Origin of the sequence: Bacillus sp. FJAT-28004 (genome assembly GCF_001280845.1) — a bacterium.
GTDB lineage: Bacteria > Bacillota > Bacilli > Paenibacillales > Paenibacillaceae > Pristimantibacillus.
The window spans coordinates 4,896,778-4,912,635 of record NZ_LGHP01000001.1 but is presented as its reverse complement, the minus strand read 5'-3'; the positions used below and the strand labels follow the sequence as shown (position 1 = coordinate 4,912,635).

At 43.6% G+C, this 15,858-nt stretch carries 14 protein-coding genes; 4 read left to right on the top strand and 10 right to left on the bottom strand.

Going from position 1 to position 15,858, the window contains the following annotated elements; genetic code table 11:
- Positions 1-5: 5 nt before the first annotated feature.
- From AC787_RS21290 to AC787_RS21270, 5 genes are all read right to left on the bottom strand, one after another.
- Positions 6-605: a response regulator transcription factor gene (locus tag AC787_RS21290; RefSeq protein ID WP_054026617.1), complete on the bottom strand. Its 600-nt coding sequence runs from the start codon at positions 603-605 to the stop codon at positions 6-8.
- A 29-nt stretch (positions 606-634) separates the two neighbouring features.
- Complete coding sequence (locus tag AC787_RS21285; protein WP_054026616.1) at positions 635-1,753, bottom strand: sensor histidine kinase; 1,119 nt, start codon at positions 1,751-1,753, stop codon at positions 635-637.
- A gap of 156 nt (positions 1,754-1,909) precedes the next feature.
- Entirely contained in the window at positions 1,910-2,965 is a 1,056-nt protein-coding gene (locus AC787_RS21280; protein ID WP_054026615.1) for a fatty acid desaturase, read from the bottom strand.
- A gap of 245 nt (positions 2,966-3,210) precedes the next feature.
- The gene (locus AC787_RS21275; protein ID WP_054027188.1) at positions 3,211-4,443 is read right to left on the bottom strand and encodes an aminopeptidase; all 1,233 of its coding nucleotides are present in this window, start codon (positions 4,441-4,443) and stop codon (positions 3,211-3,213) included.
- A 96-nt stretch (positions 4,444-4,539) separates the two neighbouring features.
- Entirely contained in the window at positions 4,540-5,145 is a 606-nt protein-coding gene (locus tag AC787_RS21270) for a TetR/AcrR family transcriptional regulator (RefSeq protein WP_054026614.1), read from the bottom strand.
- A gap of 156 nt (positions 5,146-5,301) precedes the next feature.
- Here AC787_RS21270 and AC787_RS21265 point away from each other — a divergent pair, with 156 nt between their 5' ends.
- Both AC787_RS21265 and AC787_RS21260 read left to right on the top strand, forming a co-directional pair.
- Positions 5,302-6,192, top strand: coding sequence for an ABC transporter ATP-binding protein (locus AC787_RS21265; RefSeq protein ID WP_054026613.1), 891 nt, complete (start codon positions 5,302-5,304; stop codon positions 6,190-6,192).
- Positions 6,189-7,001, top strand: a complete 813-nt coding sequence (locus AC787_RS21260) for an ABC transporter permease subunit (RefSeq protein WP_054026612.1) — start codon at positions 6,189-6,191, stop codon at positions 6,999-7,001. The genes AC787_RS21265 and AC787_RS21260 overlap by 4 nt, the downstream gene beginning before the upstream one ends.
- Before the next feature lie 246 nt (positions 7,002-7,247).
- Here AC787_RS21260 and AC787_RS21255 read toward each other — a convergent pair whose 3' ends face one another.
- Both AC787_RS21255 and AC787_RS21250 read right to left on the bottom strand, forming a co-directional pair.
- Positions 7,248-9,068 carry a hybrid sensor histidine kinase/response regulator transcription factor gene (locus tag AC787_RS21255; RefSeq protein ID WP_054026611.1) on the bottom strand — a complete coding sequence of 607 codons (1,821 nt, stop codon included), beginning with the start codon at positions 9,066-9,068 and terminating at the stop codon, positions 7,248-7,250.
- 75 nt (positions 9,069-9,143) lie between these two features.
- The gene (locus tag AC787_RS21250; RefSeq protein WP_054026610.1) at positions 9,144-9,740 is read right to left on the bottom strand and encodes a sensor domain-containing protein; all 597 of its coding nucleotides are present in this window, start codon (positions 9,738-9,740) and stop codon (positions 9,144-9,146) included.
- Between the two features lie 244 nt (positions 9,741-9,984).
- On the opposite strand from AC787_RS21250, the gene AC787_RS21245 reads away from it, so the two are divergent.
- Positions 9,985-11,988 (top strand): serine hydrolase, encoded by a 2,004-nt coding sequence (locus tag AC787_RS21245; RefSeq protein ID WP_054026609.1) that lies wholly within the window; start codon positions 9,985-9,987, stop codon positions 11,986-11,988.
- A gap of 119 nt (positions 11,989-12,107) precedes the next feature.
- Here the strand turns inward: AC787_RS21245 and AC787_RS21240 are convergent, their stop codons facing one another.
- Positions 12,108-13,064 carry a helix-turn-helix transcriptional regulator gene (locus tag AC787_RS21240; protein ID WP_054026608.1) on the bottom strand — a complete coding sequence of 319 codons (957 nt, stop codon included), beginning with the start codon at positions 13,062-13,064 and terminating at the stop codon, positions 12,108-12,110.
- Between the two features lie 136 nt (positions 13,065-13,200).
- Between AC787_RS21240 and AC787_RS21235 the strand changes: the two genes are divergently transcribed.
- Positions 13,201-14,085 (top strand): SDR family oxidoreductase, encoded by an 885-nt coding sequence (locus AC787_RS21235; RefSeq protein ID WP_054026607.1) that lies wholly within the window; start codon positions 13,201-13,203, stop codon positions 14,083-14,085.
- 8 nt (positions 14,086-14,093) lie between these two features.
- On the opposite strand, the gene AC787_RS21230 is transcribed toward AC787_RS21235, so the two are convergent.
- A complete protein-coding gene (locus AC787_RS21230) occupies positions 14,094-14,963 on the bottom strand; it encodes an SDR family oxidoreductase (protein WP_054026606.1) in 870 nt (289 codons plus the stop codon).
- A gap of 7 nt (positions 14,964-14,970) precedes the next feature.
- Positions 14,971-15,780 (bottom strand): adenosylmethionine decarboxylase, encoded by an 810-nt coding sequence (gene speD / locus AC787_RS21225; RefSeq protein WP_054026605.1) that lies wholly within the window; start codon positions 15,778-15,780, stop codon positions 14,971-14,973.
- Positions 15,781-15,858: the final 78 nt, after the last annotated feature.

Below are 15,858 nucleotides of genomic sequence, written 5' to 3'. Positions count from 1 at the left end.
GCAAATTATTTGAACCAGCCCTTCTCTTTAAACCGAGTAATCGCCTCAATGCGGTTGCTGACATCAAGCTTATCGAGAATGACGGAAATATAGTTGCGAACGGTACCCGTCGTAATAAATAGCTCGCTTGCAATTTCCTTCGTGTTTTTCCCGTCTGCTACGAGCACAAGCACTTCCTTCTCACGCTCAGTTAACGGGTTTTCTTGCCCATATGCCTCGTCAACAAGCTCCGACGCGAATATGCGTCGTCCAGCCATCACACTGCGAATCGAATTTGCAAGCTCCTCGCTTGGGCTATCCTTTAGCAAGTAACCGCTAACTCCCGCCTTAAGAGCACGCTCAAAGTAACCGGATCTAGCAAATGTCGTCAAAATAATGACCTTGCAGCCCTGTCCTTTCAGCTCCTCAGCAGCATCCAGCCCCGTCTTAGCAGGCATTTCAATATCCATAATACAAATATCTGGCTTATGCTGATGAACAAGACTTATCGCATCTTCTCCATTGCTTGCTCTTCCGACGACCTTCATATCCTCTTCCAAATCAAGCAAGGAAGCGAGGGCGCCCAGCAGCATGCGCTGATCCTCGGCAATGACGATTCTGATCATATCCCCTCAATCCCTTCTTTAGCTGACCATTACATTTGTTTAATGACGTTTGGCACCTTAATAATGAGCGTCGCTCCATCATTCGTAACAATATCCAAGCTTCCGTTCACGAACTCCAGACGCTCCTTCATGCCTTGAAGGCCATGCCCTCCGCAGTTTCTAGCTTCCTCAGGAATCCCTACACCATTGTCCATCACCTTCAGCGATAGCTCTGTACGCGATGACTGGATTGTTACGGTGCACGTCGTTGCACCGCTATGCTTGACGACATTCGTTACAGCTTCCTTCAAACACATGCTGAGTACATTTTCGGTCAACAAGTTCGCAGTACCAAGCTTCAGTTCTCCCACAAGTTCGAATTCAATTTCGGCTGCCTTCAAAATCTGCTTTACCCGAAACATCTCATCCTCAATTCTTGTTCCGCGCATTTGAGTAACCATTTCCCGTACTTCTTTCAACGCTGTTCTTGCTGTCTGGCGAACATCATTGATTTCAGCTTGTGCTTGTGCGGGATTCTTGACCATCAGCTTGCCGGCTAGATCACTCTTCAAACCGATTAACGACAGCTTTTGTCCTAGCGTATCATGCAAATCACGCGCAATCCGCTGCCTCTCCTCAAGCTTAACCAGCTCCGAGATCCGCTTATTCGCATCCTCAAGCTGTCCTTCGAGTTGTCCCTGCTTATTCCGGTTGTACGTGTTGAAGGGAAGCAGGATAACGACGATGAGACTGATAAGAATGAACGGAAACTGTGTGAAAAACAATGAGTTTTGTGTAGCAAAGCCATAATTGACCGTTACGAACGTACTGACGATATGAATCGTATACAGCGTAAAAAATCCGGCTCGATTCTGAATATGTCCGATAAAAAAAGCTAGAAATATCGAAAAATAAACGTAGCTGAACAACACGGTCATCGCGATGGATATGATTATTTGTACACTCGTCCAGAAATAAACGAGCCAGCCCTTAGAAACAAAGGATAGCCGATAACATATAAAAAACAAAATAATCATGATGATACCGGATACGGCTTCATAAGGGGAAGACGAGCGAAAAATAAAGTAAAAAGGTAAAATGCAGAAGACGACCCACACATATGGGCTTAGACCTGTGTTTTTCTGAAAAATCTGATACCACTTGTTCATGGTCGTCCATCCTTTATCCCATGCCATACGATGGTTATGATTATTTTTATAATCATTTTATCATATACAACAATTCAAGTATTTATTTTCCTTGTTGCTATATGCACGAGAAGCCAGCCTGTTAGGGCATGGCTTCTCGTGTGTATTTAAATAGCGTTATTTAAATTTCAAGTTTGCTTGCGAAGCTTTTATTTTCTCGGAAGCCGTTTTTGCTTTCTGAAGGCGGTGCTTAATCCCTTTGAAGCTGACAAATTTTTTGTCTGTTTCATCCCAGAGACGGAATTGGAGCGATTCTAAGCTCTCGCCGATCGTAATAGTCGTCGCTTTGTGAAGAGGCGGCGTCGCATTATGCGCTTTTTCCAAGTTATAGTTAGGAACCTTTGGGCTCAAATGATGAACGTGGTGGAAGCCGATGTTGCCTGTAATCCATTGCAACACTTTAGGCAGCTTGTAGTAAGAGCTTCCATCAACGGCAGCTTTCACATAGCTCCATTCGTCTTCATTCTCAAAATAGGAATCCTCGAATTGATGTTGTACATAGAACAACCATATGCCGAGCAGACCGGATACAAAAAACACAGGACCTTGAACAAGCAGGAATGCTTGCCAACCTATAGCCCATATAAGCAGAGCATAAGTACCTACGATCAAAGCATTCGTCAAATAAGTGTTCATGCGTTCCTTGCGTCTAGCACCCTTAACATTAAAGCGATATTGAATAAGGAAAACACCGATTGGACCAAGTCCAAACATAACTAGCGGATGACGATACATACGATATGCAATCCGGCGCATAAGCGGCGAAGCAGCATATTCTTCTACGGTTAGAATCCACAAATCGCCAACGCCCCGTTTATCGAGGTTGCTGCTCGTTGCGTGGTGGATGGAATGTGAATTTTTCCACTGTCTATAAGGGACAAGCGTAATTACGCCCGTAATCGTACCTATGATATCGTTTGCTTTTTTACTTTTGAAAAACGATCCGTGAGTGCAGTCATGAAAAATGATGAATGTACGAATAACGAAACCAGAAGTAAGCAGCACCAGTGGAGCAGTAAGCCAGTACGATATTGAGAGACTATAGTAAGAGGCATACCAGAGCAGAACGAGTGGCACTAAGGTGTTAATGAGCTGTCTGATGCTCGACTTTAAATCCGTTTTCTCAAATGGTGCAACTTCTTTTTTCAGATGAGCTTGTTTAGGCTCTGTCATCGCATTCTTCCTCCTCAATATGACGCTTGGAGAGTATCCCGGACGTCTAACGCAGTATTCTAACTTTATTGTAAAGAAAAGTGTCAGGTCATTGTAGTCATAAACGTCAATACGATGACATGACATTTGTCATATAGCACACTGGGAAGTTGTCTTATTTATGTAAAAGAATCCACAAAACAGAAAAAAACTATCCGAAAGAAGCATTTGCCTCTTCCAGATAGCTCTATATCTTATCGCTCTACTTAAATCGCCCAATTACCTTTACGGAAGATCGGTACAACTTTGCCATCCTTCGTAATGCCATCGATATCCATCTCAGCAGAACCGATCATGAAATCGTTATGCGTGATGCTGGCATTAACACCGTTCTGGACAAGCTCTTCAGGAGACATCGACTTGCCGCCTTCGATATTGAAAGCATAACCGCTGCCGATTGCCAGATGATTAGACGCATTCTCATCAAACAACGTATTGTAGAACAAAATGTTAGACTGTGAAATAGGCGACTCATGCGGAACGAGTGCAACCTCACCAAGATAATGCGAGCCCTCGTCAATGTCTACCAGCTGCTGCAAAATGTCTTGCCCTTCTTCAGCCTCAACCTTCACAATACGTCCATTCTCAAACGTCAGCTTGAAACGATCGATAATGTTGCCGCCATAGCTTAGCGGCTTCGTGCTTGATACATAGCCGTTTGCGCCTGTTTTTAGCGGAACGGTAAACACTTCCTCGGTAGGCATGTTCGCCATGAAAGGAACGTTGTTGATGTTCGTACTGCCCGCAGCGACCCAAATATGATTCTCCGGCAATTCAATCGTAAGATCCGTACCAGGAGCGGTATAATGCAATTTATGAAAACGGTTCTGGTTGAGCGTCTCGCCCTTGCTATGCAGGCTTGCATTATGCTCTTCCCACGCTTTTACAGGATCCTCCGCATGCAAGCGAACAGAATCAAAAATCGCCTTCCATAGCAGCTGAACCGCTTCTTCTTCCCCTGCTTCCGGGAAAACCTTGGATGCCCATTGCTTGCTCGCAGCGGCAACCACTGTCCAGCTTACCTTGTCAGCTTGAATGGCTCTGCGAAACTCCTTCAAGCCTTGGCCGGATGCTTTCTGGAAGCTGGAGATGCGTCCCGAATCGATGCCTTTCAATAAATCAGGACTAGATGACACGATGGAAATAAACACTGCTCCGCGTTCTACGAACGAGTTGCGCTTAGCCGTCTCCCATTCTGGGAAACGCTCAAATACCTCATCCGCTGCTTGCTCATATTTTAGTCTGGACAATGAATCGTCAGTCCAATCCACATGCACATTGCTCGCGCCTGCTGCATAGGCTTTGCTGGCTACTAGTCTAACAAGCACTGCTTGATCGACAGCCCCTGTTACGAATACCTCTTGCCCCTGCTGTACATTCACTCCAATTTTCACAATCAACTCTGCATACTTATCTAAATGATGCTCAAATCCACTCATGATTTCATATTCTCCCTTCATTAACGCCTCTATGTACATACATGCTGTAGTCTAAATTGTATCGAATAAACAAGCCCATAGTCAAATAACATGGACTTACGATTCAGACTCTGGCTCCGAGTTGCAAATACCATAAAAGAACAGATGAATAAACTCTTCAAGAAAATCGTCTGCCTGCTCGCTTTGCTGCGCCAAATCAAGGAACATATGGGATTGCGCCTTTAACATATTGATATAAGCGATAATGGTCGGAGTCGACACCTTCGCCGAAATTTCCCCCTTCCGCTTGCCTTCCTCGATGAATTGTACGACCAGCGGCATACCCTTCGTTCGGTACAACTCCTCAATATATTGATGCGTCTCTTCATCGATCAGGAACTGAGTGAAAAATTCTGGAGTGAAGGCTCGATAGGCCTCTTTATCCACAAAAACAATATACTGAATGATCTCCTTCAAAGAGTGATCAGCTTGAATGAATGTTTCGAAATCCGTAATGCTTTTATCGATAAATTGTTTAAATACCTCGCTAAGCAGTGCGTCCTTGCTCCCGAAATAATTGTAGATCGTCACCTGGGATACGCCGGCTTCCGCTGCAATATCGGCGATTCGTATTTTCTTCGGCTCCCACGTCTTAAGCATGTCTAAAACCGTCTTCTTAATCTTCTCCTTAATTAATTCCTTCCTTCTCTCGAATCCGTTCATCCTGCCTCCTGAAATCACTTCTAATTTAATTTAATGAAATTATAGCACATTTAGATTTCATAACCCATTGACTTCTACCTCCAACAAATTTATCATCAATAATGAAATTATATCATAATAATATTTCATAACTTTGAATGCGGGGTGCAGCGCGGTATGTTAATCGTTGATGGGCTGACGAAGCTTTTTCGAAATGGTCGAGGCGTTACGGATGTCTCGTTCACGGTAAACAAAGGGGAAGTATTCGGTTTTTTGGGACCTAATGGTGCAGGCAAATCGACGACTATCCGTCATATTATGGGGTTCATGAAGCCGGATCATGGAAGTGTATCCATCAAAGGGCTCGACACCTGGGCGCAGCAAGGGACCGTGCAAAAGTATATTGGCTACTTGCCTGGGGAAATTTCATTTATTGAAGGCATGACAGGTAAAGCATTTCTAGAATTTCTGTCCTCGATGCAGGGAGTAGACAGCTCAGACAAGCGGCGCAGCCTAATCGACCGATTGCAATTCGACGTCAACACACCGATTAGGAAAATGTCTAAAGGAATGAAGCAAAAAGTCGGAATCGTAGCCGCCTTCATGCATGATCCTGAATTGATCATTCTTGATGAGCCTACTTCCGGCCTCGATCCACTCATGCAGCAGACATTTATAGAACTTGTTCTCGAAGAGAAAGCGAAGGGAACTACCTTTCTCATGTCTTCCCACAGCTTCCCAGAGATTGAGAGAACTTGCGACCGCGCCGCGATTATAAAGGATGGGAAAGTAATGACCGTCAAAAACATTCATGAGCTTCAATCCATGCAGCGGAAGCTGGTTGAGATCGTTTTTGAGAATACGGAGGATGCTGGGACGTTTGTGCAAAGCGGTACAGTGCCTATTGATTCGCACGACGGCAGACGGGTCACTGTCGCTGTACAGGGCAACTATAACGAGTTGATTCGAGAGACAGCCAAATACCCTATTCGAAGTCTCGATATAACCGCACAAAATCTTGAGGACGTATTCATGCATTATTACGACCGGAAGGAGACTGTCCGATGAACTCGCCCCTCTTCAAGCAGATGATGAAGATCAATCTCAAAGGGATGAGCAACTATGCCTTCGGCTCGGCCTTCTACATTCTGCTCATGTTTTGGATGTATCCTGGAATCGCACAGAATACAGGCGCACTGAATGAGCTTATGCTGGCTCTGCCCAAGGGAATCGTCAATGCTTTTGGAGTTCAAGCTGGCTTCGGAAGCATGGAGGCTTTCATATCCGGGGAGTATTACGGACTTATTCTGCCGCTTCTACTGTCGATATTCAGCATCATGCTGTCAACCGGTCTGATGGCAAGACTAGTCGATCAAGGCTCCATGGCTTATCTGTTGTCTACGCCGACGTCTCGGCGGCGCATAGCCGCGACACAAGCCAGTGTGCTTATCACCGGACTACTACTGATCATGGTCGTTACGACAGCAGCAGGGTTTATCGGCAACGCGTTGTTCATCGGTGATCGATATGAATTTGACGGCTCCCGTTTCATTTTATTGAATGTCATCGCATGGATGCTGTTCTTCGCAATAGGCGGCATTTCCTTCTTCATATCTGCAATCTCCAGCGACGAGAAGAAAGCACTAGGCATCTCGGGGGTTATTACGTTTGGCATGTTCGGATTCGATATGCTCGGCAAAATCAGCGAGAATGTAGAATGGCTCCGTTTCGTCTCCCTCTTTTCATTATATAGACCGAGCGAGCTTGCGAGCGGCGGCGGTAACCCGATACTAGCCTTGGTCATTCTCTTTTTGATCGGAATAGCTGCCTTTATGGCAGGCATCATCACATTCAGCAAGCGAGATTTGCCGTTGTAATGCCTCATTAAGTATTGTGACAGGCAAAAAAACAGGAAGCCCGACTCTAAACTGGTACCTATAGACTGGACACTTTAAAAAAAAGGTGTTCAGGCTGTGGGTACCTTTTTGTATACTAGAGTGAGTAACGGAGGGATTTCGTGAGTAAGAACGAGAAATCTTTGAGACGCACAGAGATGGCTTATTTATCGACCATCTTCTTTTTTTACCCTAGTATTAGATCCCGTTATTAATACCAACAACCATTCAATTCACTTTTAGAAGACCAGCTGCAACTACCTTTTGAACGGCCTCTTCACGATTACGCACATCCAACTTAAGGTATACGGAAGAAGCATAGTTGCGTACTGTCCCGTCGGATAAATAGAGTTTTGAAGCTATCGTTTTGTACCGAAGTCCTTGTGCAACTAGCTGTAATATTTCAAGTTCTCTGGCTGTTAGGCCGTATGATTCCATTACAACCTTACTATCATGCTCGGTGATTGAACTACCCCTTTCCTCAAGCATCACTTCTGACTCGCCAAACAATTGATTAGATATTAATGGTGCAATAATCGTTCCTCCACGATAGACGAGACGTATCGTTTCAGCTAACTCACGTGGCTCCATAGACTTTAATAAATATCCATCTGCGCCACTTCTCAGCACTTCCTTTGCTTTTTCCATATCCTGAAAAGTAGTAAGAATAAGAACGCGGACAGCTGGCCAATTCTGTTTGATCAACTTAGTTGCTTCTATTCCGTCTCTATTCGGCATATCCAAATCCATTAGAACGACATGCGGCTGTAACTGCTCGCAATATTCTGTTGCCTGTACCCCATCTTCAGCCATTCCAACGACAAGCAAATCACGCTGACCTTCTAACAACGTTTTTAGACTTTCTCTTATGAAAGGTTGGTCATCCACTACTATCAATCGTATCATCTCGTTTGGCTGTGCCGTTTGCCTTGGCAACGTACACGTAACGACTGTGCCTTCACCAACTTCAGAATAGATCGACACTTGACCTTGAAGATTGCTTGCACGTTCTTTCATCGCCCTCAGTCCGAATCCATCCTGTAACTCCGCTGTCCCAAGACCGTTATCTTGAACTTCAAGCCTTGTTTGTTGCTCCTCAAATTGAAGAAGGACAACAAGCTCTGTAGCTTGACCATGTCGTACAGCGTTCGTTAAAGATTCTTGTAAGCAACGATAAAGAGTCGTATGAGCTAGTTTAGTTATCGTTGTTTCTTCCCCTAATGTTCGAAAACGGACGACAACGTTGGAATTGGATTGAAATTCATCTACAAGTCCCTTCAAAGCTTCAACCAATGTTAATCGATCATGCGGTGTTTCTAGTTGATGTACAAACCCTCTGCCTTCATCCATACTTTTGCGTGCTAAGCGCAACAAAGCCTCAAGCTTCGTTTGACCCGCACTAGTCATAAGTTCCGTTCGAAGCGTCTCTAAACCCATAATGATAGACGCATAGGAATGGCCTAACGTATCGTGCAAGTCTTTCGTAAGACGGCTGCGTTCTTCGCTTATGGTTACTTTTTCAATTTGAGATACATACTGCTCTAGTACTGCATTTTGATTACGAATAATTCCATTCTGCCGATGATTGACAACAAGTAGATGAAAAGCAAACCCAATTGTATAAGCAAGTCCTATATCTATAATCAAATCCAATAACACATGGTGCTCGGCAGCCGCATTAATGACAAGTGGAATAGCGAGAACCGTAATTGGGGCCGACCATCGATAAGATTGTTTTGCGCTGTTGGCTGCGATCATAAAGGCAGGTATCAAAAAAGTCGTATAAGCTTCAGGGAAGATCATACTTAAATATAAACTTATACCTCCAGAAAGTACCATTTCAGATACAAGATAATAGTTATAGTTAAACAGCAAACTAAGCCACGGGATAGAAAATGCGATAATCTGCCAAATTATCATTCCCCAAATCGGTATCGTTAATTGATCTTGCTCATCTACCATTGCGGACATGACAGAAACACTAGCCAAAATCCGAAATAGAAGCAATATCCAATCATACCAAAACCATTGTTTGACTACATCAAACATGTGTAGCACCTCACCTAAACTTCATCCTTATTATACGTAATAGTATAGAGTATTCACTCTCCCGACGCATCCTGTTTACGCAGAATCGCCAGATATCGCCTTAACCATGTATCGTGTATATCCTCCAATTGCTTGCGTGATACCTTTTCCTAACCATGCGCCAAAAAAGATAAGTACAATACCTGCTAACATAATGATTAAAGAATGTTCCAACGTATCAATCGTCATAAACATTATTTGAATATTCACAAATGGAACAAGTAAAGGTGCTGCAATAAAGGCAAGCGGCACAATATATAATATGACAGCGCAGAAAAGACTTATCCAGCCTACGACCAGCTTTAGCATTAACCAAAAAATAGCATTCCAGTTGCGTTGATCTAGAAGCTCTCGCTTAGCTTGAACCCATAACGATCCTTCTACTAGTAGTTCCACATCTTCCAACTCTAATGTTAGATCAGTATAAATTTTGGTTTGTGTACGTTCATATCGGACGAACTTCCGTGCTGAACGCATAACAAACGTTAATATCGGTATCCCAATTACCGTAAACGACATACCTAATCCAAATGTTAGAGTCACTAAATAGAAGCAAAAATAAAACAGGCCCGAAATAAAAGTAAAGAACAAAAAGATTACGTTTTGCAGGTTGTTTAACAATAGCTTTTTCAAAAGAAATGCACCTCCAGAGTTTTGTAATGCCCTTATATCCTCTGCAGTTTAATCGTCAAACCCTCACTATTCCTAGTGTCAAAACGTCATATGACATGTAACATTGTTTATCTTAAGCAAGGAAACGAAAGGGATGACATAAGGTAACTTGTTAGAATGACACTCTTTTTGTGATACTCGTGAAGCAGCGTTGTCCATTTGACTTGTACGCTAGCCAACTACAAACACATAAGGAGAATGAACAGTGAATAACAAATTTCGCAAGGTCAGTATCGTCGCTTTACTTTCATTTACAACTATATTTACAGCCTGCACGGCGCCCGTTTCCAATCGAGATACTAGTCCAGTCGCATCTCAGATATCGAATGAGGTCAGCACAAATGTTAAGTTAAACCCACAAGAAATTGAGGACTTTATTGATCCTGTATTTGAAAATATGATGGAGAAATACAACGTGAATGGATCCAATTTTGTCGTTGTTCAAGATGGTAAAGTGCTCGTCAATAAAGGGTATGGCTTTGCAGACAAAGAAAAGGAAATTGCTGTAGATAAAGATACTGTGTTTCAAATCGCATCTGTTTCAAAAACATTTACTGCTTTAGCTGCACTGCAACTCGTAGAAGGTGGGAAAATGGAGCTAGATCGAGATATTCAAGACTATCTCGGGGGAATGAAAGTACCTAACAAAACAAATACTCCGATTACGTTATACAATTTGTTGACTTACACAGCAGGATTTGATTACCCGGATAAATCCCTCTTTTTAGACCCTAAATATGTCGATCAAGATATTCCGATGAAGGACTTTATGACAGAAAATATGCCTACAGTTGTTCGAAAACCTGGCGAAGCTTATACGTATGACAATTTTGCTTTTTTATTGGCTGGCTATGCGATTCAAAACGTAAGCGGTAAATCATACCCGCAATATATGGAAGACAATGTATTTAAACCGTTAGGGATGAATTCTACAAGCTCTCGATTTACGCCCGAGTTGCTGGGTAGAATGGCCACACATTATGGACCGGATGGCAAACCACATCCAGTATCTGGACATGCACCGACCGATGGCCCACATGGCAGTATTTTGTCAACGGGTGAAGATATGGCAAAATATTTGATCATGTTTCAGCAGGAGGGAACAGTTAACGGCAAGAAGATCATTAATGAAAAAACTGCGGAACAGATGCAAACCTACGCAGTATTTGCAGACAAATCAATTCCTATGACTACAGTTGGCGGGTTTGAGGGTTATCGCAATGATATTATGAATGGCCACCATGTTGTACTGAAAGGCGGGAACCTGCCTGGTCATCAGTCCTTGATTGTGCTGTTGCCGGAGAAAAACGTTTCCTTCTACATGTCCTATAATAATGATACGATGATGAGCTTAGAGGTATATGAAGCATTTATGGATCAGTATTTCCCTGACGAGAGAGAAGTAGAACAACCGAAGTACATTCCACTAAGCGAGAAGGATGCGGAGCAATATGTTGGCTCTTATTTGAACACAAGATTCTTTTTCTTGAATTCCAACTTCACTTACGGGGATGGCAACCTCATTATGGAGACAGGAACCAGTGGCAAACACACGTTACAAATGGTTCACCCACTGTTGTTTGAAGATGAAGCAGGCAACAAATTAGCTTTCAAAAAAGATCATCAGGGTCAGATTGAATATTTTTATTATACAAATCCCAATGGTCTTGATTTTGGTTCTGATGCGCGTAAGGTTCATATTAAGCCAGCATTCAATGATGTCCCTAATGATAGTGCATATTCGTCGTACATTAACAATTTACATGCGCGCGATGTCCTATTTGCCAAAGAGGGCAATAACTTTGAGCCAAGAGGCACAATGACACAAGGCGAGTTTATGGACGTCCTTATGATTGCTCATGGCTGGCATAGTTTTCCTGATATGATTGAAGGTCACAAGAAGCAAATGATAACTGGTATTCCTGGTGTTGATAGAAATGCAGTCATTACAAGACAAACAGCTGCAACTATGATTCAAAATTTAAAACAAGCTAAGCTTGAGCGAGACATTAAGCTTACTGACGACACTGCTCCATGGGCTGTTGAAGGAATTAAAGCACTTATTTCCCAAGGCATTGCAGATCCCGATACAAAAGTAAACGAGGACGGTTCAGTTGACTTCCGTTCGCAAAAGCCACTGCTTCGCCAAGAAGCAAGTGCTTTACTTGATCTTGCATTTGGATATTATGCTCTGCCACGTTCACCTTAAGAAACAAATGTAACGATAGTAATAGCGAAAAGGAGATGATTCCTCTGTGATCCATACGGAGTAGTAATCATCTCTTTTTATTCCCACCTGCTCTATTACACTTAGAGCTTCCACTTTTTTTACAAATCGCCATATAAAGCATAAATAGCTTTTGCCTCTGCTATAACTTTTTGCCGCAGCTCAGCAGGCTCGACGACTTCCATTCGTGAACCGAAGCTTAGAACAATTTCGCAAGCCGATTCCAGAACTTGAAATTCAACTCGAGCTGTTAGCCAGCTCCTTTTCTGTGAAGGACTGCTTTCCACTATTTTGACATATCGCTCCTTGATTAACCGAGAGAGTACGGCTTCATGTAACGTAATCACAGCAGGATATTGCGGCAGCCTTTGCTTAAACTCACCCATGGACTGCTCCCAGTACTCAGCGAGGTCAAAGTTTGCCGGCCGCTCAAGCCGTTCATCCAGCATGACTGCATCTAACAGCCTTGAAATTCGGTATGTCCGCTTCTCTCCGTTCACTTCGCCAATTAAATACCAAACATTACGCTTGGCAACGAGACCTAAAGGATTGACGATTCGCTCGGCTATGCCATCCTCGCGATGGTAGCGAATCTGCAATAACCGCTCTTCCCAGACCGCTTCCTGCACGATAGACAAGAATGGCAATGACTCTTCCATCTGATGCCAGCCCGCTCCATCAATATGTATTTTTTGTCTCATTTGATAAGCCCCTTTACTTACGTCAGCAGGAGCAGCAGCTAATATTTTCTGGATAGCAGCTTCATAATGACTTGCAATTCCTAGATCGCTGAGCAAGGTGGATGGGCTGCCAACGATAACAGAAATCAATTCATCTGCATGCATACCGGTCAAATTAGTTCGATACCCCTCGGACAAAACCCATCCTCCGTGCACTCCCCTCTCCGCATAAACTGGAATGCCCGCTTCACTTAGCGATTCCATATCACGTATTACCGTACGCTCAGACACCTCCAGCTTTTCTGCTAGCTCTTTTGATGTCATTTTCCCGTGATTTTGCATCAATAATATAATCGCAATTAATCGTCCTGCTCTCATGCGCCAAACCTCCTGAGTCCGCTCTTATCCGTTTCAAGTTTTTTTCATTGTAGCATGAATATATGACAGTAGCTGTCGTATATCGTTTGCTAAACTGACAAAGAGTAAACCTTAGAAACAAGAATGGAGCGATACAATGAAACCACTAGCAGGAAAAATAGCAGTCGTTGCTGGATCTACCCGCGGAGCTGGCCGTGGAATTGCTGTAAGCCTTGGAGAAGCAGGAGCGACCGTATATTGCACGGGAAGGAGCATTCGCGGCCAAGCCTCCGATTTGAACAGAGCGGAAACGATTGAAGAAACAGCCGAGCTGGTCACTGCACAAGGAGGCGTAGGCATCCCAGTTAGAGTTGACCATACCGTTGAAGCGGACGTTCAAGCTTTATTCGAACAAATCAACAAAGAACAAAATGGACAACTGGATGTGCTGGTCAATAACATATGGGGAGGAGAAAAATTAACGGTATGGAAAAAGCCGTTTTGGGAGCATTCCTTAAGCAAGGGGCTGTTAATGCAAGAGCGTGCCGTCAAGGCGCATCTTATTACGAGCCATTATGGAGCTCCTTTAATGGTGAAACGGAGAAAGGGTTTAATTATTGAAGTAACCGACGGAATCGATTACCGTTATCGCGGAAGCTTGTTCTATAGTTTGGCCAAAATTTCACCTATCCATCTAGCGACAGCCATGGCAACTGACCTTAAGCCCTATGATGTATCGGCTGTTGCTGTAACTCCCGGCTTCCTTCGCTCCGAGGAAATGCTGGAGCATTTTGACGTAACGGAAGAAACTTGGCTTGATGCTGTGCATGGCGGTAAACCAGATTCCGAGCATTTCGGCCAATCGGAAACGCCATACTTCATTGGACGCGGAATCGCAGCGCTTGCAGCAAGCGACAATCTGCTGGAAAGATCAGGACAAGTGTTCCCAAGCTGGCAGCTGTCTGATGAGTTCGGCATAACCGACGTCGATGGCAGACAGCCGCACTGGGGAAATTATGCGAAGCAGCATGGCTTCTTATAAAATCTTTTTTACCCGTTTACAACTTCTCCGCCGTTAATGTGCAGCATTTGTCCGGACATATAACTGGAGTCATCACAAGCTAAGTAAACATAGGCAGCTGCTAACTCATGCGGCTGTCCTGGTCGTTTCATTGGTGTATCTGAGCCAAATGTAGCTACGGACTGGTCATCAAAAGTCGCTGGAATAAGCGGAGTCCAGATCGGTCCGGGAGCTACGCCATTAACACGAATACCTTGCTCAGCCAAATTTACCGACAACGCGCGTGTAAATGAGACGATGGCACCTTTCGTTGCGGAGTAATCAATCAAAGTCGGATTGCCTTTGTATGCCGTTATGGATGCCGTATTAATGATTGAGCTGGAAGCCTTCAAATGCGGCAAAGCCACAATCGTCAAATAGAACATGCTGAATACATTCGTACGGAACGTAGCCACGAGTTGTTCCGATGTAATATCCTCAAGTTTCTGCTGCACATGCTGCTCCGCTGCGTTATTAACCAAAATATCCAGCTTGCCGTACTCCTGAATCGTCTGCTCCATTACGCTCTTACAAAACGCCTCTTCACCTATATCACCCGCAATAAGCAAGCATTTCACGCCAGCTTTCTCTACAACTTCTTTCGTTTTCTTCGCATCATCATGTTCATTCAAATAAACGATCGCTAAATCTGCGCCTTCTTTCGCATAAGCAACGGCTACCGCACGGCCGATGCCGCTATCTCCGCCAGTAATAATAGCCGTCTTGCCCTTCAGCTTCCCTGCAGCCTTATAAGTATCAGATTCATAAATCGGCAGCGGCTTCATTTCGGATTCAATACCGGGTTGACGGTTCTGGTGCTGGGGTGGGTTAATATTTTTTTGCGATGTGGATTTAGACATATGAAAATCAGCTCCTTATATTTTTTCCATAAAAAATTTCATCCATCTCGGTCTTCAATCTTCTCGTAATTTCTTCTTGCTCTGTGGTCGACAATGAATCCTTCGTATAGCCGAACAAATAGTTGTTCAAGTCAAACTGCTTCAGCTTGCATTTTGTATGAAACACATTTTCCTGATAAATATTAACGTCGATCATGTCATACAAAAGAGATTCTTTCTTCGGTATGTAATTTTGAATCGAGTTAATATCATGATCAATAAAAAGCTTATAACCGTTAATGTCGCGAGTGAAACCCCTCACACGGTAATCCAGCGTCATAATATCCGTATCAAATGAATGGATTAAGTAGTTCAGCGCTTTAAGCGGAGAAATTTCTCCACAGGTAGACACATCGATGTCTGCGCGGAACGTGCTTATGCCTTCATTCGGATGATATTCGGGATACGTATGAACCGTTATATGGCTTTTATCCAAATGCATGACAACTGAATCAGGCAAGGGACCCGGTGATTCTTCAAATGATTCATTGGGTCCGCCGATAACCGGACCTTCCGATACAAGCAAGGTGACGCTGGCGCCCTGCGGCTCATAATCTTGTTTCGCAATATTAAGCACATGCGCTCCTATGATGTCCGACACCGTCTCCAAAATATTTGTCAGCCTATCCGAATTATATTGTTCGTCTATATAGGCGATATAGGCTACTCGCTCTTCCTTCGTTCTCGTATAACACACATCATACATATTGAAGCTGAGTGACTTCGTTAAATTATTAAAGCCATGCAGCTGGATTCGTTGTTCCGGTGTTAATTTCAAGCGCGCATCCTCCTTTTCAATAACTACTATTTCCTTTTACCCAAAGACCGATGCGGCAAAACTTTTATATTGTAAAAA